This is a genomic window from Acidovorax sp. 56 (assembly GCF_002749705.1).
Lineage (GTDB): Bacteria > Pseudomonadota > Gammaproteobacteria > Burkholderiales > Burkholderiaceae_C > Acidovorax.
Map to the genome: position 1 here is coordinate 3471341 of NZ_PEEV01000001.1, position 18718 is coordinate 3490058.

At 67.0% G+C, this 18718-nt stretch carries 20 protein-coding genes; 11 read left to right on the top strand and 9 right to left on the bottom strand.

The window, feature by feature from the left end; all coding sequences use genetic code 11:
* Positions 1–285: 285 nt before the first annotated feature.
* The 8 genes from CLU88_RS15370 to CLU88_RS23405 form a co-directional block, all read right to left on the bottom strand.
* Positions 286–1029, bottom strand: coding sequence for an ABC transporter substrate-binding protein (locus CLU88_RS15370; protein WP_099657338.1), 744 nt, complete (start codon positions 1027–1029; stop codon positions 286–288).
* Between the two features lie 186 nt (positions 1030–1215).
* Complete coding sequence (locus CLU88_RS15375) at positions 1216–1662, bottom strand: DoxX family protein (RefSeq protein ID WP_099657339.1); 447 nt, start codon at positions 1660–1662, stop codon at positions 1216–1218.
* 62 nt (positions 1663–1724) lie between these two features.
* On the bottom strand, positions 1725–2744 hold the full coding sequence (mmuM, locus tag CLU88_RS15380) for a homocysteine S-methyltransferase (RefSeq protein WP_099658920.1): 1020 nt from the start codon (positions 2742–2744) through the stop codon (positions 1725–1727).
* A gap of 191 nt (positions 2745–2935) precedes the next feature.
* Positions 2936–3688 carry an ABC transporter permease gene (locus CLU88_RS15385; protein ID WP_233205488.1) on the bottom strand — a complete coding sequence of 251 codons (753 nt, stop codon included), beginning with the start codon at positions 3686–3688 and terminating at the stop codon, positions 2936–2938.
* Positions 3685–4389, bottom strand: coding sequence for an ABC transporter permease subunit (locus CLU88_RS15390; protein ID WP_099657340.1), 705 nt, complete (start codon positions 4387–4389; stop codon positions 3685–3687). The genes CLU88_RS15385 and CLU88_RS15390 overlap by 4 nt, the downstream gene beginning before the upstream one ends.
* Positions 4390–4450: 61 nt before the next feature.
* Positions 4451–5272: a transporter substrate-binding domain-containing protein gene (locus CLU88_RS15395; RefSeq protein ID WP_233205489.1), complete on the bottom strand. Its 822-nt coding sequence runs from the start codon at positions 5270–5272 to the stop codon at positions 4451–4453.
* Positions 5273–5493: 221 nt separating this feature from the next.
* Positions 5494–6453: a LysR substrate-binding domain-containing protein gene (locus CLU88_RS15400; protein WP_099657341.1), complete on the bottom strand. Its 960-nt coding sequence runs from the start codon at positions 6451–6453 to the stop codon at positions 5494–5496.
* A 34-nt stretch (positions 6454–6487) separates the two neighbouring features.
* Complete coding sequence (locus tag CLU88_RS23405) at positions 6488–6613, bottom strand: hypothetical protein (RefSeq protein ID WP_255410664.1); 126 nt, start codon at positions 6611–6613, stop codon at positions 6488–6490.
* Between CLU88_RS23405 and CLU88_RS15405 the strand changes: the two genes are divergently transcribed.
* On the top strand, positions 6612–7019 hold the full coding sequence (locus CLU88_RS15405) for a tautomerase family protein (protein ID WP_099657342.1): 408 nt from the start codon (positions 6612–6614) through the stop codon (positions 7017–7019). The two genes, CLU88_RS23405 and CLU88_RS15405, sit on opposite strands and share 2 nt — an antisense overlap.
* A gap of 140 nt (positions 7020–7159) precedes the next feature.
* Positions 7160–7651, top strand: a complete 492-nt coding sequence (locus CLU88_RS15410; protein ID WP_099658923.1) for an Lrp/AsnC family transcriptional regulator — start codon at positions 7160–7162, stop codon at positions 7649–7651.
* Between the two features lie 23 nt (positions 7652–7674).
* Here CLU88_RS15410 and CLU88_RS15415 read toward each other — a convergent pair whose 3' ends face one another.
* A complete protein-coding gene (locus CLU88_RS15415; protein WP_099657343.1) occupies positions 7675–8298 on the bottom strand; it encodes a flavin reductase family protein in 624 nt (207 codons plus the stop codon).
* A 276-nt stretch (positions 8299–8574) separates the two neighbouring features.
* Between CLU88_RS15415 and CLU88_RS23300 the strand changes: the two genes are divergently transcribed.
* The 9 genes from CLU88_RS23300 (at position 8575) to CLU88_RS15460 (ending at position 18648) form a co-directional block, all read left to right on the top strand.
* The gene (locus CLU88_RS23300) at positions 8575–9219 is read left to right on the top strand and encodes a sigma-70 family RNA polymerase sigma factor (protein WP_143226018.1); all 645 of its coding nucleotides are present in this window, start codon (positions 8575–8577) and stop codon (positions 9217–9219) included.
* Positions 9206–10489, top strand: coding sequence for a FecR domain-containing protein (locus CLU88_RS15425; RefSeq protein WP_099657345.1), 1284 nt, complete (start codon positions 9206–9208; stop codon positions 10487–10489). Before CLU88_RS23300 ends, CLU88_RS15425 begins: the two co-directional genes overlap by 14 nt.
* Positions 10490–10739: 250 nt before the next feature.
* The gene (locus CLU88_RS15430; RefSeq protein ID WP_099657346.1) at positions 10740–11042 is read left to right on the top strand and encodes a YciI family protein; all 303 of its coding nucleotides are present in this window, start codon (positions 10740–10742) and stop codon (positions 11040–11042) included.
* 152 nt (positions 11043–11194) lie between these two features.
* On the top strand, positions 11195–11656 hold the full coding sequence (locus CLU88_RS15435) for a hypothetical protein (protein WP_143226019.1): 462 nt from the start codon (positions 11195–11197) through the stop codon (positions 11654–11656).
* A gap of 225 nt (positions 11657–11881) precedes the next feature.
* Positions 11882–14386: a TonB-dependent receptor gene (locus CLU88_RS15440; RefSeq protein ID WP_233205490.1), complete on the top strand. Its 2505-nt coding sequence runs from the start codon at positions 11882–11884 to the stop codon at positions 14384–14386.
* A gap of 23 nt (positions 14387–14409) precedes the next feature.
* A complete protein-coding gene (locus CLU88_RS15445; RefSeq protein ID WP_099657349.1) occupies positions 14410–15066 on the top strand; it encodes a hypothetical protein in 657 nt (218 codons plus the stop codon).
* A gap of 5 nt (positions 15067–15071) precedes the next feature.
* A complete protein-coding gene (locus tag CLU88_RS15450; protein ID WP_099658924.1) occupies positions 15072–16298 on the top strand; it encodes an efflux RND transporter periplasmic adaptor subunit in 1227 nt (408 codons plus the stop codon).
* Between the two features lie 8 nt (positions 16299–16306).
* Complete coding sequence (locus tag CLU88_RS15455) at positions 16307–18301, top strand: MacB family efflux pump subunit (protein WP_099657350.1); 1995 nt, start codon at positions 16307–16309, stop codon at positions 18299–18301.
* A 5-nt stretch (positions 18302–18306) separates the two neighbouring features.
* Positions 18307–18648, top strand: coding sequence for a transcriptional repressor (locus CLU88_RS15460; protein WP_158235609.1), 342 nt, complete (start codon positions 18307–18309; stop codon positions 18646–18648).
* Positions 18649–18718: the final 70 nt, after the last annotated feature.

Sequence of the window (18718 nt, forward strand, 5' to 3'; positions counted from 1 at the left end):
CGCCTTAGGGCATGGTTTGACATCTATTTTTACCCGCCTTGGCAGCTTGGGTGTTGGTCTAGAACACCCCACACACATGCCTGTGGTGGCATCCACGTGCCAGCATTCCGGCGTGTGTCTGTCTTCGTCGGGTACCCACAGCTATGGCCCTGCAGCTGACCCAAAGTGCGTGAAGGCAATCTGCGACGGCGGGGGCGCCTCGTCCAGGGCTGGTGTCCGTGGTACGGGATTGCGCCCGCCGTTGTTGACGATGTGGCGCTGCATGAGGCGGGCTGAGGTGAGCCCTCAGTTTGATTGGGCTTGCGCTGGCGCCACCGAGGCGCCCTGGATGCCATGGCGCGCCAGGGCTTCGGCCACAAAGCCGCTGGCCTTCATGTCTTCGACAAACTGGGCCAGCGCTGCCTGTGCAGCCGCGCCCCGGCCCTTGGGCGTGCCCATGGCTTGCTGGATGACCATGAAGCGCCCGGGCAACAGGCGCAGGCCGCCCAAGCGCTGGGCGTCGGCTTCCAGCTGCTGCTTCACGCCCGCCGCCACATCGTGGCCGTGGGTGAGGAAGGTGTCGACCACGGCGGGCGAGGTGGGGGCGCGCTCGATGGTGGCGTGCTTCAGTTCGCGGCTCAGGAACAGGTCATACGCGCTGCCCTTGCCCACCGTCACGGTGCGGCCGCTCTGGTCCACTTCGTCGTTGGTCTGCAGGGGTGAATCGGCCCGCACCAGGTAGCTGCCTTCGATCAGCACATACGGCGCGGTGAACGCAATGCCTTCGCCGCGCAGCGGGTCGATGGCGAAGAAGCCGATGTCGGCCTGCTCGCCGCGCACGGCCTCGACCGACTTGCCTGCGGCGTCAAACACCACCAGCTCCAGCCCCACACCCAGGCGCTGGGCAAATGCGCGGGCCAGATCGATGGACACGCCCTTGGGTGCGCCTTGCGCGTCCACGCCCGCCAGGATGGGGTTGCCCAGGTTGATGGAGGCGCGCAGAACGCCCTGGGGGGCCAGGGCACGGGTGGTTTCGGTAGAAGCGGTCATGGCAGCAATGGATGGGAAAGGTGGCGCGCTGGCGGGCGCGGGGCCGTGGCCAGTGCAATGGCCTGTATCAGCCATCCATCCTAGCGGCACGGCCTGCATGGGCACAGGCCTTGCCGAATGCAAGCGCGGCAACCTTTTCCCGTCGGTCCTTGATTGGCCCAAGGACATTGGAAGCGCACGACCGTATTACTGTGGGCCGGGTTGGCCATGCACCCGGCGGAACTCCCACAACGCCACGGCCACGCAGGCCAGGCCCCAGAAGATGGGGTACTCGTACCCGCCGGTGTTCCACAGCCAGCCAAAGCCCTTGACGGTGTGCAGCGCATACACCGCAATCGCCAGTGCACTGGCTGCGCCCAGGGCGGCGTAGCGGGTGCACAGCCCCAGCACCAGGGCGATGCCGCAAGCGGCCTCGGTGAACGCTGCCAGCCAGGCCCAGAGCTCGGGCGGCTGAAACCCCGCCTTGCCAAAGAACCCGATGGTGCCCGCAGACAGCACGCCAAACGCTGCAAACTTGCTCAGTGCATGCGGAAACATGAACGCGCCGCAGGCTATGCGCAGCAGGTTTTCTGCGCGCGTGATGTTGAAGTGAGAAGCCTTGATCCGGAAATCGTCGCGTGTGAGCAGTTGCATGAAATTTACTCCTTGGTAAGTTTCATGTTAGGTAGACCCTGGATTTGCGCAGTTGATGCAAATCAAGGTGCTGTATCGTTGCGTAACACGCCTTGGGCCAAAGCTCTGCGCTGGAGGGCTGCAATGTCCTGCGGGCTGGTACGGCAGCATCCACCAATCAGGCGCGCGCCTTGCGCGTGCCAGCGCATCGCGGCTTCGGCAAAGGCATCGCAAGGAGTTGCGTGGGCGGCGGGTGGTTTGCTGCCGCGCCACTCTTTGTCCACTGCGTCGTAGGTTTCGCCCGAGTTGGGGTACACCACGATCGGGGTGCGTGTGTGGCTGTGGATGTGCGCCACCAGCGAGGGGATGTGTTGCGGGGCGGTGCAGTTCACACCCACGGCCCACACCTGGGGCAGCCCGTCCAGCGCGGCGGCGCAGTCGGCCATGCGCTCGCCCTGGCTGTTGTGCTCGCCGTCCTTACACGAGAAGCTGATCCACGCGCCGGGCGCACTGCCGTGCCCGTCGTCCAGCGTGGGCAGCAGGCTGGCAATGGCCAGGGCTTCGTCCAGGCAGGGCAGGGTCTCGCAGGCCAGCAAATCGGCACCAGCGCAGGCCAGCACCCGCAAGCGCGGGGCATGAAAGCGCGCCAGGTCGTCGCGGCTGACGCCTTGGTAGCCGGTGTATTCAGAGCCATTGGCCAGCATGGCGCCGTATGGCCCCACCGACGCAGCCACCAGCGGCTTGTGGCGGCCCTGGCGGTTGGCGGTGTCAGCCCAAAAGGCATCACGGGCCTCGCAGGCCAGGGTGATCGAGCGCCGCATCAGGTCCGCCGACTCTTCTACGGAATAGCCACGCTGGCCAAAGGCCTCGAACGTGGCCTGGTAGCTGGAGGTTGTGGCCACATCGGCCCCGGCGAGGAAGTAGTCCAGGTGCACCTGGCGGATCAGCTCGGGCTGCTCGATCAGCAGCTTGGCAGACCACAGTGGGTCTTTCAGGTCCGCTCCACGGCGCTCCAGCTCGGTGGCCAGCGCACCGTCGAGAACGAACAGGCCTTGCTTGTCCAGCAGGGTTTGCAAGGGATTGGCGGTGGGCGTAAAAGTCATGGTGAGCGAGGTCTGCAAAGGAAAAAGGGGGCTGCGGGGGCAACGCACCGCCGCAGGCAAGCCCGGCAAAGGTACGACAGGCCCAGTGCTGGGTGGCCGCTTTTAAAGCGTGCAAATGCACAAATCCGGCATTCGCCGCAGGGGAGGCGCGGCAGCCCTGCGGTGGGCGCGCAAGTGCCTTTTGAAGGGGCTTACTTCTCCAGGCTGCGGTGTGTAAAGCGCCGCTCCAGCCAGCGCACGCAAGCCACGATGCCCAAGGTGAGGGTGGCATAGAGGGCCCCGGCCACCAGCAGCGCATCGGTGGTGTACGAGGCCACCGAGAGCTGCCGCGCCGCGCCAGTAAGGTCCAGCACGGTGATGGTGCTGACCAGCGCCGTGGCCTTGAGTTGGGCGATGGCCTGGTTGCCCAGCGCGGGCAGGGCAATGCGCAAGGCCCGTGGCAGCACGATGCAGCGCATGCCCTGCCAGGGGGTGAAGCCCAGGGCCATGGCGGCCTGACGCTCGCCCAGCGGCACGGCCAGCAGGCCCGCGCGCAGGTCCTGTGCCATGTAGGCCGCCAGGTTCAGCGACAGCACGGCCAGCCCACACCAGGTCGCGTCTTCCAGCAACCACCAAAGGGAGGACTGCCGCACCGCCTCAAACTGGCCAAGGCCAAAGTACGCCAGAAACAGTTGCACCAGCAGGGGCGTGCCGCGCACCAGTGCCCCATACAGCCGTGCCGCTGCAGCGATAGGCCGGGGCCCCATGGCAGTGGCTACGGCCAGCACCAGGGCCAAGGCGGTGCCTAGCAGTGCGGAGCCCGCCAGCAGGCCTGCGGTCACGCGCAAGCCGTCCAGCATCGGGTCCCACGCAGCCTGTACCGATTCCCACGTCTCCTGCCAGTCTGCGGGCAGGCTAGCGAGCCAATGGGAGAAGGTGGACGAGGCCAAGCTATCGGCGCTCATGCTGTGCCCCCTCGCAGGTGGGGCGCATAGCCCCTCTGGGCCCAGCGCTCCAGCGTCGCCTGCACGGGGTGCGACAACGCCAGCAAGGCCAGATACGCCGCTGCCACAGCGAGGTAGAACACAAAGGGCTGCTGGGTGAACTGGGCACCCATCTGGGCTTTCTTGAGCAGATCTTCCAGCCCCACCACGGACACGAGCGAAGTGTCCTTGAGCAGCGATTGCCACAGGTTGCCCAGGCTGGGCAGCGCAATGCGCCAGGCCTGCGGCAGGCGCACCACCCAGAAGACCTGCGCAGGCCGCATGCCCAAGGCCTGGGCAGCCAGAATCTGGCCCGCTGGCACGGCCGCAAAAGCCCCGCGAAACACTTCACTGGCGTAGGCCGCAAAGACCACCGACAGGGCAAAAACCCCCGCACCAAACGGGCTGATCTCGATGGCCCCGTCCAGGTGGTTGTTGATGAGGTTGGACAGTCCGAAGTAGCACACCAGCACGATCACAAATTCGGGCACGCCGCGCAGCAAGGCCGTGGCCAGGCCCACGCTGCGCCGCAGCCAAGGGCGCATGCTCAGGCGGCAGGCCGCGAGGGCCAGCCCCAGCAGCAGTCCCAGCCCCAGCGAGGCAAAGGCCAGCTGCAGCGTGACCCACACGCCCTGCAACAGTGGCAGTGCGTAGTCGGTCAAGGGGCCTGTCAATAACGCCATGGGTTCTCTGCAAAAAGCAAAACGGCCCGGCACAGTGCCGGGCCGTCGCGCCGTGCGCCTGTCACTTGACGGCGGGGGCGATGCTGAATGGGAAAACCTTCTTGTTCTCTGCGGCAAAAGTGCCGTCGGTCAGCACCTGCTTGATGGCGACGTTGAAGCGTGTGCGCAGTGGGTCGCCCTTGCGCACGGCAATCCCGGTGCCTTCGCCGAACATGGCCACGTCGTCAATCGGCTTGCCCACCAGCTCAAAGCCCTTGGCCTTACCGGTCTTGGCCAGCCAGTCGTGTGCCACGGTGGTGTCGGTCAGGGTTGCCTGCACACGGCCTGCTTCCATGTCCAGCCAGATGGGGTCTTGCGAGGGATAGGTTTTGACGCGGATGCCCGACTTGGCGGTGGGCAGGCGCTTTTTCAGGTAGGTCTCGTGGTTGCTGCCGCTATAGATGCCCACGGTCTTGCCGCGCAGGGTCTCTGGGTTGTCGGTGATGCCCGAGCCGGTCTTGGCCACCCACTGCACGGGTGCCAGGGTGAACAGGTCGGTGAAGTCCACCGCTTTCTTGCGCTCATCGGTGATGGACATCTGTGCCAGCACTGCGTCAATCTTCTTGGCGCGCAGGGCGGGGATGAGGGCGTCGAAGTCCATGGTCACGAACTCGCAGCGCGCCTGCATGTGCTTGCACATGGCGTGGGCCAGTTCGATCTCCATGCCCTTGAGCTGGCCGCTGGCGTCCTTGTATTCAAAGGGGGCATAGTCCGACAGGGTGCCGATGCGCACCACATCCTGCGTTGCCGGGGATGCGGGCTGGGCGTTTGCCACGCCTGCCATTGCCATGCTGCCTGCCAAGGCGCCCGTTGCCAGCCACTTCAGGGCCTCGCGTTTGAACATCATCCTGCTCCAGATGGGTTGGTGGTTGGTTCATGTGCATCGCGGGCCTCAAACCCCTGGTTGCCCTGCGGCTGTGCCTTGCGAACGCAAAAGGACATGAGTATTGCCAACAAACTTGCGGCAGGGCTGCAAATTGGGTGGCTGCTGCGCTGTTTTTGTGCGCGCTTTGAAATGTCTGTGCGGTTTGGCGGCAGGGTGTGGGTGCCTAACGCCGCTTTGGATCATGGGGTGCCAGTGGGTCGGGGCGGTTGTGGGGGCGGTGTGTTGGCCTGCGCCTGCTCGCGCAGCCAAGTGCAAAAAGTGTCCAGCCGGGGCGCCAGGGGCTGGGTGGCCCTGCGCCGCAGCACATAGTGGTAGCCCGATGCCACGAAGCCCCAGGGGGCCACCAGCCTGCCCGCCTGTACGTCGTCCATCACCAAATGCCAGGGCGCGATGGCGATGCCCAGGCCGCGCACAGCAGCCTCCAGGGTGAAGTAGTAGTGCTCAAATTCAGGCCCTGCACTGCCTTGGGCCTCTGGCAGCATGGGCTGATCTGCATGGGCTGCAGCCCACCACATGGCCCATGCGTTGCGCCGGGTACGGGTGCGCAGCAGCAGGGTTTGCCACGCGGGTGAGCGCAGATCGTCGGGCATCTGCTGCGGTGCAGTGCTTCGCTGGGCCAGGTGCGGGCTCAGCACGGGCCCCAGGTGCTCTGGGAATAGGTGCAGCAGGCCGGTGTCCTCGCTGCGGGGCGGTGTGGCCTGCACTGTGATGGCCAGGTCGCTGCGCTGGGGCGTGTTGTCAGCATCGGCTTCGCTGGTGCGCAGGCGCACATCGATGTCAGGGTAGCGCGCCTGAAAGTCGAACAGGCGTGGCAGCAGCCATTTCACGGTCAGGGTGCTCAAACAAGCCACATCCAGCGGGCCCCGGCTGGGGTCGCTGACTTCGCGCACGGCATCGGCCATCTGTCGAAAGGCATTGCTCAGCACGGGCTGCAGCACCCGTGCGGCCGGGGTCAGGGTGGGCCGGGCCTTGGTGCCGTCGAAGAGGGTGATGCCCAGGTGCTCCTCCAGTTGGCGCACCTGTCTGCTGACGGCGCCGGGTGTCACGCACAGCTCGTGCGCCGCCGCGTTCATGCGGCCCAGGCGTGCGGCCGCTTCGAATGCGCGCAAGGCGCCCAAGGGGGGAAGGCGGTAGCTCATTTAATTGATCTCAATGCACATAGGGTGTGCGCAATCATCGCTTTTCAAGGGGCAGGCAGTTTTTCAAAATAGCAAAAGAAAGCGTTGCATCGTAGCGACTGCCAGCCTGCTTTGTTGCGGCTTCTATTTGAGTAAAACGAACATAAAAAGGATATGTCATGCCCTTCATCCGTACCAACGTTCCCCATCACCTGTCGGCGCAAGCCCGCCAGTGCATCGTCCAAGCCATCCACGACGCCTTGGTCAGCAGCATTGGCATGCCGGCGGACGAGTTGTTCAACATGGTGGCCAGCTACCAGCCGGGTGACTTTGCCTGCAGCCGCACCTTTAACGGGGTGGTTCGGTCCGAGGAGGTGGTGGTGGTCGAGATCACGCTGCGCCGGGGGCGCAGCGATGCCATGAAGCGTGCGCTCTATGAGGCAATTGCCTGCAACCTGCAAAGTGCAGCGGGCGTGAACCCGGCCGATGTCTTCATCTTCATGCACGAGAACGATTATTCCGATTGGTCGGTGGGAGAGGGCCGCTTAGCGATGGGGTTGGTGCAGAACCGGGGCGCTGGCGCCTGAAGGCGGATTGGCAAGCCCCCGCCTGTGGATGGGGGTAAGCCACTTGAACCGTTCACGCTGAGCTTGTCGCCGGGCTCAGTCCACACGGGGATATTGCAAGTGTCCAAGTGCAAAGAGGCCGAATCCCTAAAATGCCGCGCATGGATGCAAGCCTTGACCTCTTCGACCGCAAAATTCTGGCCCTGGTGCAGCGCGACTGCCAGATGAACGCTGAGGTCATTGCCCAGGAGGTGGGCCTGTCGGCCTCGGCTGTGCAGCGCCGCTTGCGGCGCATGCGCTCCGACAAGGTCATCAGCGCCGAGGTGGCCGTGGTCAACCCGCAGGCTGTGGGCGGGGTGATGAGTTTCCTGGCCGGGCTGGAGGTCAAGGACAACTACGAAGCGCTGCCGCGCATTCGCAGCTGGTCTCAGGGTGAGCCGGGCGTGCAGCAGGTGTACTACGTCACGGGCACTTTTGACATCATGATGGTCATCGTGGCGCGCGATGTGAAAGCCTACGACACCTTGGCGGCCCGCCTGATGAGCGACATCCCCCAGATCACCCGCATGACCACCCACGTGGTGATCGACACCATGAAAAACAGCCTGTATGTGCCCGTGGACACATCGGGTGATGCCTCTGCCAGCACGTAGCTGGGAAGCGGCACGGCCTTGAATCAGCGCGGCCGGTACATCTTGAACAACTGTTCTGGCCCCACCGTGAAGTAGTCTGCCGGGCCCCCTGCGCGCAGGATGTGGCCCGCGCTGGCGGTGTCGTACACGCCATCCTTGAGCAGCGCGGTGTCGATGTGCACCGCCACCACCTCGCCCAGCACCAGCCAGGTGGGCACCTGCACGCCATCGGCGCTCTGCAGTTGCAGGGTTTGGGTGCAGCGGCACTCCATCGTCACCGGGCTTTCGGCCACGCGGGGCGGCTGCACCTGGGTGCTGGGCAGGGGGGTGAGGCCGGCCAGCGCAAATTCGCTCACCTCAGGCGCCACGGCGGCGCAGGTCTGGTTCATGGCCTTGGCCAGGTCGCGCGTGGCCAGGTTCCACACAAACTCGCCCGTCTCCTGCACGTTGCGCAGCGTGTCCTTGGCGCCGATGCTGGCAAAGCCCACGATGGGCGGCACGTAGTTGAAAGCGTTGAAAAAGCTGTAGGGCGCCAGGTTCAGCGCGCCCTGTGCACTGCGGGTCGAAATCCAGCCAATCGGGCGCGGCCCCACGATGGCGTTGAACGGGTCGTGCGGCAGGCCATGGCCCTTGCGGGGCTCGTAGCTGTGCAGGGTGCGTGCAGTCATGGGTCCATCCTTGCGTAGCAAACATTTTGCTATTAAAAATATAGCTGCTTGCGCTTGTATTGCAAGCGCTGGAGGGGTATTTTGCTTGAAATGGTGCCTTCCCGCTTGGCCCCGCCTTCATGCCCGGCGGCGCGGGCCACCGGCCCTGCAGCACCCGGCAGGTTTTACAATCCCGCTCCTTCCCAGCCACGGGCCAGCCCACGCCACGCCCCCAGCCGTCCATGCCCATCAGGCGCACCCGTGCGCGCCAGGGCCCCACCGACAGGCTGTGTGCCCGTGCTTGCCCACTACTACCAAGAACTGCTGAACTACTTTGCGCGTGCGGTGCGCAGCCGTGACCGGGCTTCGGACCTGGTGCACGAGGCCTACACCCGTGTGCTGGCGCTGGAGCAATCGGGCCAGGTGGTGGAGCAGCCCCGGGCCCTGCTGTACCGCACTGCGCGCAACCTGCTCATCGACCAGCACCGCCGCCAGGCCGTGCGCGCGTCGCACGCAGCAGGCGATGTGGCCTATGGCGCGCAGGGTGACGGGCCCGTGCCCGATGTGGCCGACCTGCCCGCGCCCGCTGCGCTGGGCCCCGAGGCCCAGGCCGCCTCGGCCCAGGGCATGTCGGCGCTGCTGGCCACCATCGATGCGCTGCCGCTGCGTTGCCGGGAGGCCTTCATCCTGCACAAGTTCGACGGCCTGCCACAGGCCGAGGTGGCCGCGCACATGGGCATCTCGCGCAAGATGGTGGAGCAGCACATCCAGCGCGCCATGCTGGCCTGCCGCCAGTGCCGCGAGGCGCTGGAGCAGGGGCGCACCTTGGGGGCGGTCGCCCCCGGTGCGTCTTCACCCAAGAAGGCCCCCAAGCCACCAACGCTCCCTGCGCTCCCCAACCCGATCACTCCGCCTGAGCCCGACCCCCATGGACTTCTCTGAAGACGACACCCACGTACACCTGCCGCTGCCAGAGCAGGCACTGCGCTGGTGGGTGCGCAGCCAGCACGGGCTGAGCGCGCAAGAGCAGCATGCGCTAGACCACTGGCAAGCCCAAAGCCCCGCCCACCAGCAGGCCTACGCCGCCTGGCAGGCCGACTGGCAGGCGCTGGACCAGTTGGGCGCCCCGGCCGTGCAGCACCTGCGCGACCAACTGGCGCACGACATGGCGGCCGAGGCCAGCCGCCATGTCAGCCCGCCACGTCACCAAGCTCATCAACGCCTCTTGGGCGGTTTGCGCACGGGCGCGCAAGCCTTCCCCCAATGGCTGGGCGCGGCATCCACTCGCTGGGCGCAAGGTGCCGTCGCAGCAGCGCTGGTCTTGGGCACCGTGTTTGGCGTGATGGAAGTGGTGGGCTGGTCGCCCTGGCAAAGCCCGCCGCAGTTTGCCCAGGCCTTTGCTGCGCCCCAGGGGCAGCAAACCCAGGTGCAGTTGCCTGACGGCAGCCTGCTGCGGCTGGACACCGACACGCAACTGGACGTGTCGCTGTACGCCCAGCGGCGCGAGGTGCGCCTGGCGCAGGGGCAGGCCATGTTCCAGGTGCAAGGCGATGCAGCACGCCCCTTTGATGTGCTGGCCGGGCCGGTGCGCATCACCGTGGTGGGCACCCGGTTTGCGGTGCGCTACACCCCCGGCATGGCGGGCTACGACGGCGTGCACGTGGCGGTGGAAGAGGGCCGGGTGCAGGTGGCCGCACCTGGTGCAGCGCCGGTGCTGCTGACCGCCGGGCAGCAGGTGGTGACGGATGCCACAGGCACCCTGGGCCCCGTGGTGGCCGTGCCGCCCTCAGGCATCGCCCCCTGGCGCGCCCACCGCGTGAGCTTTGACGACACCCCACTGGTGCAGGCCCTGGCCGAGCTGGGCCGCTACGGCCCCACCGGCATCACGCTGCAAGACCCGCAACTGGGCGCGCTGCGCCTGACGGGCACGTTCGACCCGCGCCACCTCGACAACTTTGTGCGTGCGCTGCCGCGCGTGCTGCCGGTGCGGGCAGTGGCTTGTGGTGAGGGTCAGGGGGGGGAAGGAGGCCACGTGCATCGAAGCAGCAGAGGTGGCGGGCGTGGGGCGGTGAATGTCTCAGAAACTGTGGACGATCCGCTTCGTGCCCGGAGCCGCTTTGAGAGCCACCACCCGGAGGCTGCCATGGAATTGCTGCCCATTGGCCCACAGTCCCAAACGTGCTTTTGGCAATCCCGCTCTCCGCCCATATAGTTTGTTGAGTTGAAGCGTGTCGGGTTTCGCGGAATTTTTATACCTAGATTTTTGAACAGACCATCTCCTGCAAACTTAGGCTGCAAGCTCCTTTCAGGAGTAGTCCGTGTCCAGAATATTCCGTACCACCCCAATTTATGCCGCAGGTTTTTCGGGAAACCTTACGTTGCGCAGCGAGAGGCCAGTCCATCGCTCGGGAGCAGCCCGGTAGTCGGAGTGCGAGCCTCTTTTACGATGAACACCCCTCGTTATGAATGACTACATCCTCTTCATGTTGAACGATCCCGCTGACGCGGATATGGCCGAAAACCAGGAACTGTGGGGGCGCTACATCAACGCCTTGCGCCAGAGCGGTCGCTTCGATGGTGGCAGTTCTATTGGCTCTGGTATTCGCGTGAGCAAGTCGGGAACTGTCACGATTTCGTCCAGTGAATTGACTGGTTTCATTCGCGTCCGTGCCGAAAGTGCCGAGGATGCGAAGCAGTTCTTGACCGGCAATCCTCTGTTTGAAGCCGGTGGTACGGTCGAGATTCGCGAGCTTCCTCGTGAGTAATTTGCCAGCCGTTTTCGAGTTGGCAGCGTCGTTGCGCAACTTTTTGTTGCAGCGGATCGCTACGCCGCCCACTGAGCGCGGACGTTATGCCGCTTAATTTTCCGCACCGTTCAGCCGTTGGCTTGGTTGCCGTCCAAGCCGCGCCTGTTCTCATGCTGTACGCCTTGGCTCTGTATTTCCAGGCTGCAACAGCCTCTTTGTCCAATACCTATCAGCCCGGCATCAAGCTACTTCAGGCCGTGATTAGCCCCTCTGGTTTGCTTCTACTGGTTTTCTTGGTTGCTTGCCTTCGCAAGTCTTATGCCGCCGCCCGCGTTGCAATGGCTAGCAGTGCTGGTGCCATCCTTGTTTCCGCACTCATGCTGGCGTTCATCGCAGGCCATGGCGACAGCCCCAAAACGTGGCAACCCCCCGGGGCCAGGTCGCTTTCCAGCACGGTTCAGGTGGCCCTCTTTCAACCATCCTTTTCCAATCGCTCTATAGGTTCTGTTGTCGGCAACGGCTTCCTCGCTTTATTGGTTCTTGGCGGGTCAGTCTATTTTTCGCGTCGGCGGCGCATCAATCCGGTCCAGCGGACCGGCCCCCACGGGCCATCGACTGACCTCGATCGTTGAACGTCCGCTTTCATCTGTCGCCACAACCCATTCCTTGCTCCGAGCTTTGGCCTTGCCCCAGGTGCCTTGAGCCAGCTGAGCCATCCCGAGGGATGTCAAACAGGCCCTCAGAAGCAGGGGGCAACTGCGCAGAAATCCCCGCCTGAAAAATTTTTCCCCACCGACCTAGGGGGCTCGCAAAGTGCCGCGTCTACATGAGAACACTTCTTGTTCGCAATGTTCACCATGCACTCACACCCGAGGGAATTTCCGTCCATGCGCAGCCTTTGCCCCCGCCCTGCACCCCTGGCCCTGGCGGCCTGTTTGGCCCTGAATGCTTTGGCTGCGCAGGCCCAGACCCCTGCGCCTAATCCAGCACCCGCGTCCAACGCCGCCACCACAGCAGCCCTGCCGGTGCAGATTGCGGCGCAGCCTCTGGCCCAGGCCTTGAACGACCTGGCCCGTCAGGCGCGGCTGGAATTGGTGGTGCAGCCTGCGCTGGTGCAGGGCCGCCAGGCGCCTGCGGTGCAGGGCACGATCACGGCGCGGCAGGCGCTGGACCGGTTGCTGGCAGGCACCGGGCTGGTGGCGGTGATCGAGGGCAGCCTGGTCACGGTGCAGCGCGACCCGGCCGCCGGGGCAGCAGGCGCAGCCAGCGCTGGCATTGCGCTGGCTGAGGTGCGCGTGCAGGCGCAGGCCGAGCGGGGGCCGCTGACGGAGCACACCGGCTCGTACACCACCGCCCAATCGGGCACGGCCACGCCGCTGGGCTTGAGCCTGCGCGAGACGCCGCAGTCCGTCAGCGTCATCACGCGCCAGCGCATGGAAGACCAGGGCCTGACCCAGCTGGCCGATGTGGCTGCGCAGACGGCCGGGCTGGTGGTGAGCCAGGCAGGCAACGCGGGGTCGGACTCATCGCCCATCTACTCGCGCGGCTTTGAGGTGGACACCTACATGGTGGACGGCGTGCGCCAGCTTGACTCCAACTACAGCTCCATCTTCCAGACCAACGACATGGCCATGTTCGACCGGGTGGAAGTGGTGCGCGGTGCCTCGGGCCTGATGAACGGGCTGGGCACGCCGGGGGCCGCCATCAACCTGATCCGCAAGCGGCCCACGCAAGACTTTCAGGCCCAGGTGAAGGCCGAGGCGGGCTCGTGGAACCTGCGCCGCCTGGAGGCCGATGTGGGCGGTCCGCTGAACGAGGCAGGCACGCTGCGCGGGCGGCTGGTGGCAGCGGCGCAAGACAACGACTCGTACATCGACCGGCTGAACGAGCGCAAGCAGCTGCTGTACGGCGTGCTGGAGGCCGACCTGGCACCGGGCACGTTGCTGCGCGCGGGTGCATCGCTGCAAAACCACGATGCCACGGGCCACGCGCGCGGAGGGCTGCCCGCCTACTACGCCGATGGCACGCGCGCGCAGTGGAGCCGTTCGGCCTCGGCCGCGCCCAGCTGGGCATATTCCGAGCGGCACAACAACAGCGTGTTTGCCACGCTGGAGCACCGCCTGGCGGGCGACTGGCAACTGCGCGCCACGGCCAGCCGCACGCAAAGCCACTACGACGAACTGGTGGGCTACGCCAGCGGCGGCAACCCCGACCGGGCCACGGGTGCAGGCGTCACCATCTGGGCGGGCCGCTGGACGGCCAAGCCCACCCAAGACAGCCTGGACGTGCAGGCCACCGGCACCTACACGCTGCTGGGCCGCACGCACGACCTGGCCCTGGGCGCGCAGATGAGCCGCACCACCTTCAGCGACCCCACGTACACCAATTGGTGGCACGACAACTGGAGCAGCGCGGTGCCCAACATCTACACATGGGACGGCAACAGCCCCGCTGCGCCCTACAACCCCAGCGTGGGCCACTACCAATCGGACGAGCGTATGAACAGCGCCTTTGCCACCACCCGCCTCAAGCCCATGGACGGCGTGGCCGTGCTGGCCGGGGCGCGCGTGACGGACTGGAGCCGCTACAAGATCGACCTCACCTACAGCACCGGCAGCGTGGACATCACCGACCGGTCCGAGTCGGGCGAGGTCACGCCCTACCTGGGGCTGGTGGTGGACCTGGGCGCGCACTGGTCGGCCTATGCCAACTACACCAGCATCTTCAAGCCGCAAAGCAACCGCACCGTGAGCGGTGCCTACCTCGACCCGCAAACGGGCGACAGCTTTGAGCTGGGGGCCAAGGGCGCGTTCTGGGGCGACAAGCTGAATCTGGGGGCCTCGGTGTACAAGGCGCGGCAGGACAATCTGGCCGTGGCCATTCCCAACGCGTTTGCGCCCGATGGCTCGCAGGCTTACGAAGCGGTGTCGGGCACCAGCACGCGCGGGGTGGAGGTGGAGGCCTCGGGCGCGCTGCGCCCCGGCTGGCAACTGGCCGCCAGCGTGGCCCGCAACATCACGCACGACCGGTTGCGCAATCGGCTGTTGACCAACGTGCCGCAAACCACGGCCAAGCTGTTCACCAGCTACCGCATTGCAGGCGTGGGCAAGGGCCTGACGGTGGGCGGTGGTCTGCGCTGGCAAAGCGCAATTTATGCGGAGGACCAAGGCCCACTCAAGGTGCGCAACACCCAGCCCGCCTACGCGGTGGTGGACCTGATGGTGCGCTACGCCGTCACCTCCAGCGTCACGCTCAGCGCCAACCTCTACAACGCGTTCGACAAGAGCTACTACGCCACCACCGGCAACTCGTACTACGGCGCCCCGCGCAACCTGCGCCTGGGTGTGGACGTGCGGTTCTGATGGCGCGCAGGAGCTTGACTGCCATGACCCACTGGATCACCCGCGCCGTGGCCGCGCGAGCGGCTTGGTGCCTGACAGGCTGGGTGTGCCTGACACCCTTGGCCGCCCAGGCCGATGCCCTGTGGCTGCAACCCCATGCCGATGGCGCGCAAGCCCTGGCAGGCACGGTGGCGCAGCCCGCCCCCAGCCTGCCGCCGCTGCAAGCCGTGCGCGCCCTGCAAGGCGATGCGCAGCCGCTGGAGGCCACGGTGCAGGCCGCCTCCATCCGTGTGCCACGCCCCCAGGGCCGCGTGGGTGTGGCGCTGCCCGACCTGCGCCTGCAAGCGCGCCACGCCAGTGCCAATGGCGTGCTCACCTACTACCAGGCCAAGCTGGGCCGCCAGGACACCAAGGCCCATAACGAGCTGGAGCTGGTGCCCACCACCCCCGGTGGCAACACCTTCAAGCTGGTGTGGAAGGGCCAGACCGTGGCCGCCACGCGCGTGAACGTGGACACCAGCGCGGGCTGGAGCCGCACGCTCACCCCGGCGGCCGATGGCACCGTGCAGCTGGAGACACCGTTTGCAGGCCTGTACGTGCTGGAGGTCTCGGCCCGCATCAACGGCTCGGCCATGGTGGACGGCACCAAGTACGAGGAGGTGCGCCACACCGCCACGCTCAGCTTTGAGGTGGTGCGCTGATGGGCATGGGCTTACCGAGCAGACCCTGGGTGCGCCGCACCGCGCTGGGGCTGGCCGCAGCCGCCGTGCTGGGCAGCGCCGCTGCGTGGTGGGTGAAGCAGCCCGATGTGCTGTACGACACCACCCCCGTGGCGCGTGCCGACATCGAAGCCAGCGTGGCCGCCATTGGCACGCTGCAGCCGCAGCGCTACGTGGACGTGGGCGCGCAGGTGTCGGGCCAGGTGCTGCGCCTGCTGGTGCAGCCCGGGGCCGAGGTGAAGAAAGGCCAGCTGCTGGTGGAGATTGACCCCAGCGTGCAGCAGGCCACGGTGGATGGCGCCCGCGCCGCGCTGGCCGGGCTGCGAGCCCAGCTGGCCGAGCAGCAAGCCCAGCACCTGCTGGCCCAGCGCCAGCACGCCCGCCAGCAGGCGCTGCAGCCGCTGGGCGCCACCACGCTCAACGACCTGCAGGGGGCCGAGGCCACGCTGGCATCGGCCGCCGCGCGCATCGACCACCTCAAGGCGCAGATCGAGCAGACCCAGGCCAGCCTGAAGGCCGACGAGGCGCGGCTGGGCTACACCCGCATTTACGCGCCCATGGCGGGCACGGTGGTGGCGCTGGAGGCGCGCGAGGGGCAGACGCTGAACGCCACCTACCAGACGCCCAACATCCTGCGCATTGCCGACCTGACCACCATGACGGTGTGGACCGAGGTGTCGGAGGCCGACATCCGCCGCCTGAAGGTGGGCATGCCGGTGTACTTCACCACCCTGGGTGGCCAGACCGATGCCACGGCCCGGCGCTGGCACAGCCGCGTGCGCCAGCTGCTGCCCGCGCCGCCCACGCCCGAGGCCAAGGCCGCTGGCGGCGCGGGCGCGCAGGCGGCGGCGAGCAAGGCGGTGTCATACACCGTGCTGTTTGACGTGGACAACGCCGACGGCGAGCTGATGCCGCAGATGACCGCGCAGACCAGCTTCATCACCGCCCAGGCGCAGGGCGTGCTGGCCGTGCCGCTGGCCGCGTTGCAGCCCTTGCCAGCACAGGCCTCGTCCGCTGGGGCATTGCCCACAGCCGACGGCCCCACGCACAGTGCCCGCGTGCTGCGCGCTGATGGGCAGATCGAAACCCGCCCTGTGCAGGTGGCCGTGAAGAACCGCCACCTGGCCGAGGTGCGCAGTGGCCTGCAAGAGGGCGAGCGGCTGGTGACGGGCGAGCGCCCCGCGCGCAGCGGGCCGCAAAGGTTCAAGCTGTGAGTGGGCCCGTGGATGCCATCCACAGCGCGGCCCCGCTGATCGAGCTGCGCAGCGTGCGCCGCCGCTACGGCGGGGGCGAGCAGCCCGAGGTGGAGGTGCTGCGCGGCGTGTCGCTGCGCATCCACGCGGGCGAGTTCGTGGCCATCGTGGGGGCGTCAGGCTCGGGCAAGTCCACGCTCATGAACCTGCTGGGCTGCCTGGACCGGCCCAGCAGCGGGCAGTACCTCTTCCAGGGGCAAGACGTGGCGGGCCTGGGCCCCGACGCACTGGCCTGGCTGCGACGCGAGGCGTTTGGCTTTGTCTTCCAGGGCTACCACCTCATCCGCTCTGAATCCGCCCGCGAAAACGTGGAGGTGCCCGCCGTGTACGCCGGCCTGCCGCGCAGCGAGCGGGCCGAGCGCGCCAGTGCGCTGCTCAGCCGCCTGGGCCTGGCGGGCAAGCAGCACCTGCGGCCCACGCAGCTCTCGGGCGGGCAGCAGCAGCGCGTGTCGATTGCGCGGGCGCTGATGAACGGCGGGCGCATCATCCTGGCCGACGAGCCCACGGGCGCGCTGGACACCCACAGCGGTGCCGAGGTGATGGCGCTGCTGCACGAGCTGGCCGACGCAGGCCACACCATCGTGCTCATCACCCACGACCGCGAGGTGGCCGCGCAGGCGCGACGCGTCATCGAGATCCGCGACGGGCAGATCGTGGCCGACAGCGGTGCGGCGGGCCCAGTGCTGGGGTTTGAAGCCAAATTGGCCTCTAGCGCCCAAGGAATAAGCGCTAGCAGCTATAAAAATAATAGTGAATCCGCCAGGGCAGGCGCGCTGTGGGCCGAGCTGGCCGAGGCCGCCCGAGGCGCCTGGCGCGGCATGCGCATCCACCGCACGCGCACGGCGCTCACGCTGCTGGGCATCGTCCTCGGGGTGGCTTCGGTCATTGTGATGATGGCGGTGGGCGAGGGCGCCAAGCAGCGCGTGGTGGAGCAGATGGGCGCCATGGGCACCACCATCATGTACCTGGGCACCACCCACCCGCGCGAGGGCGGGCCGCAGGGCGAGATCACCGCGCAAGACCTGGAGGCGCTGGCGCAGCTGCCCGACATCGGCACCGTCATGCCCGTCATTGGCGACCCCACGCCCGTGCGCTATGCCAACGTGGAGCGCCAGCTGTACGTGTTTGCCGCCAGCGAAGACATGCCCCGCGTGCACCACTGGCAGGTGGCCCAAGGCCGCTATTACACCGCCGCTGAAGACCGCGACATGGCCCCGCTGGTGGTGCTGGGGCACAAGGCCGGCGAGCAGTTCTTCCCCGACACGCCCAGCCCGCTGGGCCGCCACCTGCTCATCGGCAACGCGCCGTTCGAGGTGATTGGCGTGATGGCCGAGCGCGGCGCCGATTCGGGCGCGCAGAACTACGACGACATGGTGTTCATCCCCTACCAGGCCGGCCGCGCCCGCGTGTACCGTGCCCAGACCCAGCCCGACTACACCGTGGTGGCCGCCGCGTCGGTGGCCCAGGTGCAGGCGGCCGAGCAGGCCATGCGCGCCTTGCTGCTGCAGCGCCACGGGCGCGAGGACTTTGCCATTGGCAACCCCGCCGCCAAGCTGCAGGCCGAGGCGCAGACGCGCAACGCCATGACGCTGATGCTGGGGCTCATCGCTGCCGTCTCGCTGGTGGTGGGCGGCATTGGCGTGATGAACGTGATGCTGATGACTGTGCGCGAACGCACGCGCGAAATCGGCATCCGCATGGCCACGGGTGCGCGCCAGGGCGACATCCTGCGCCAGTTCCTGACCGAGGCGGTGCTCGTCACGCTGGTGGGTGGGGGCTCGGGCGTGGCCATGGGGCTGCTGGTGGGGGCGGCCCTCATGGTGGCGGGTGTGCCCGCCATCTTCTCGGTCACGGCCATGGCGGGGGCGTTTGCTTGCGCCGTGGCCACGGGCCTGGTGTTTGGCTACATGCCCGCCCGCCGCGCTGCCGCGCTGGACCCGGTGGTCGCCCTGGCATCGGAGTGATGCGGGTGTCGCACAGCGTCTTGCAACACCTGCGCCGGGCCGGGCAGCGGCCCACCGTGGCGCGCATCGCCATCCTGCAGGTGGTGCAGGCCGCGCCAGCGCTCGGCATCGGGGCGGACGATGCCTACCTGCGCCTGCTGGAGCGCGGCACCCGGGTGAGTCTGAGCACGGTGTACCGCACCTTCGCCCAATTGCAGTCGGCCGGGCTGCTGCAGGTGGTGCCCACGCCAACGCAGCACGGGGCCTCTGCCCCGGGGCGGGTGCGCGCCCTGTACCGGCTGGCCGAGGCGCTGGACGGCCGCCGCAGGCCGGGCAGCCCAGCCACAGAATGCCAGCCCCAGGTGTGACACATTGCCCGCCGACTGCGCTGCCCGGCCCAGGCGAAAAGCAGAGCCGGGACCCAGGAGCGCATCCCGC

Bases quoted from the DNA above. Each gene is read 5' to 3' on its own strand.
- CLU88_RS15390 (WP_099657340.1), bottom strand. From the start codon at position 4,389: ATGGCGTTATTGACAGGCCCCTTGACCGACTACGCACTGCCACTGTTG.
- CLU88_RS15435 (WP_143226019.1), top strand. From the start codon at position 11,195: ATGCTGTACGCCTTGGCTCTGTATTTCCAGGCTGCAACAGCCTCTTTG.
- CLU88_RS23405 (WP_255410664.1), bottom strand. From the start codon at position 6,613: ATGACATATCCTTTTTATGTTCGTTTTACTCAAATAGAAGCCGCAACA.
- CLU88_RS15430 (WP_099657346.1), top strand. From the start codon at position 10,740: ATGAATGACTACATCCTCTTCATGTTGAACGATCCCGCTGACGCGGAT.
- CLU88_RS15445 (WP_099657349.1), top strand. From the start codon at position 14,410: ATGACCCACTGGATCACCCGCGCCGTGGCCGCGCGAGCGGCTTGGTGC.
- CLU88_RS15385 (WP_233205488.1), bottom strand. From the start codon at position 3,688: ATGAGCGCCGATAGCTTGGCCTCGTCCACCTTCTCCCATTGGCTCGCT.
- CLU88_RS15450 (WP_099658924.1), top strand. From the start codon at position 15,072: ATGGGCTTACCGAGCAGACCCTGGGTGCGCCGCACCGCGCTGGGGCTG.
- CLU88_RS15410 (WP_099658923.1), top strand. From the start codon at position 7,160: ATGGATGCAAGCCTTGACCTCTTCGACCGCAAAATTCTGGCCCTGGTG.
- CLU88_RS15425 (WP_099657345.1), top strand. From the start codon at position 9,206: ATGGACTTCTCTGAAGACGACACCCACGTACACCTGCCGCTGCCAGAG.
- CLU88_RS15400 (WP_099657341.1), bottom strand. From the start codon at position 6,453: ATGAGCTACCGCCTTCCCCCCTTGGGCGCCTTGCGCGCATTCGAAGCG.
- CLU88_RS15395 (WP_233205489.1), bottom strand. From the start codon at position 5,272: ATGTTCAAACGCGAGGCCCTGAAGTGGCTGGCAACGGGCGCCTTGGCA.
- CLU88_RS15440 (WP_233205490.1), top strand. From the start codon at position 11,882: ATGCACTCACACCCGAGGGAATTTCCGTCCATGCGCAGCCTTTGCCCC.
- mmuM (WP_099658920.1), bottom strand. From the start codon at position 2,744: ATGACTTTTACGCCCACCGCCAATCCCTTGCAAACCCTGCTGGACAAG.
- CLU88_RS15375 (WP_099657339.1), bottom strand. From the start codon at position 1,662: ATGCAACTGCTCACACGCGACGATTTCCGGATCAAGGCTTCTCACTTC.
- CLU88_RS15415 (WP_099657343.1), bottom strand. From the start codon at position 8,298: ATGACTGCACGCACCCTGCACAGCTACGAGCCCCGCAAGGGCCATGGC.
- CLU88_RS15370 (WP_099657338.1), bottom strand. From the start codon at position 1,029: ATGACCGCTTCTACCGAAACCACCCGTGCCCTGGCCCCCCAGGGCGTT.
- CLU88_RS15405 (WP_099657342.1), top strand. From the start codon at position 6,612: ATGCCCTTCATCCGTACCAACGTTCCCCATCACCTGTCGGCGCAAGCC.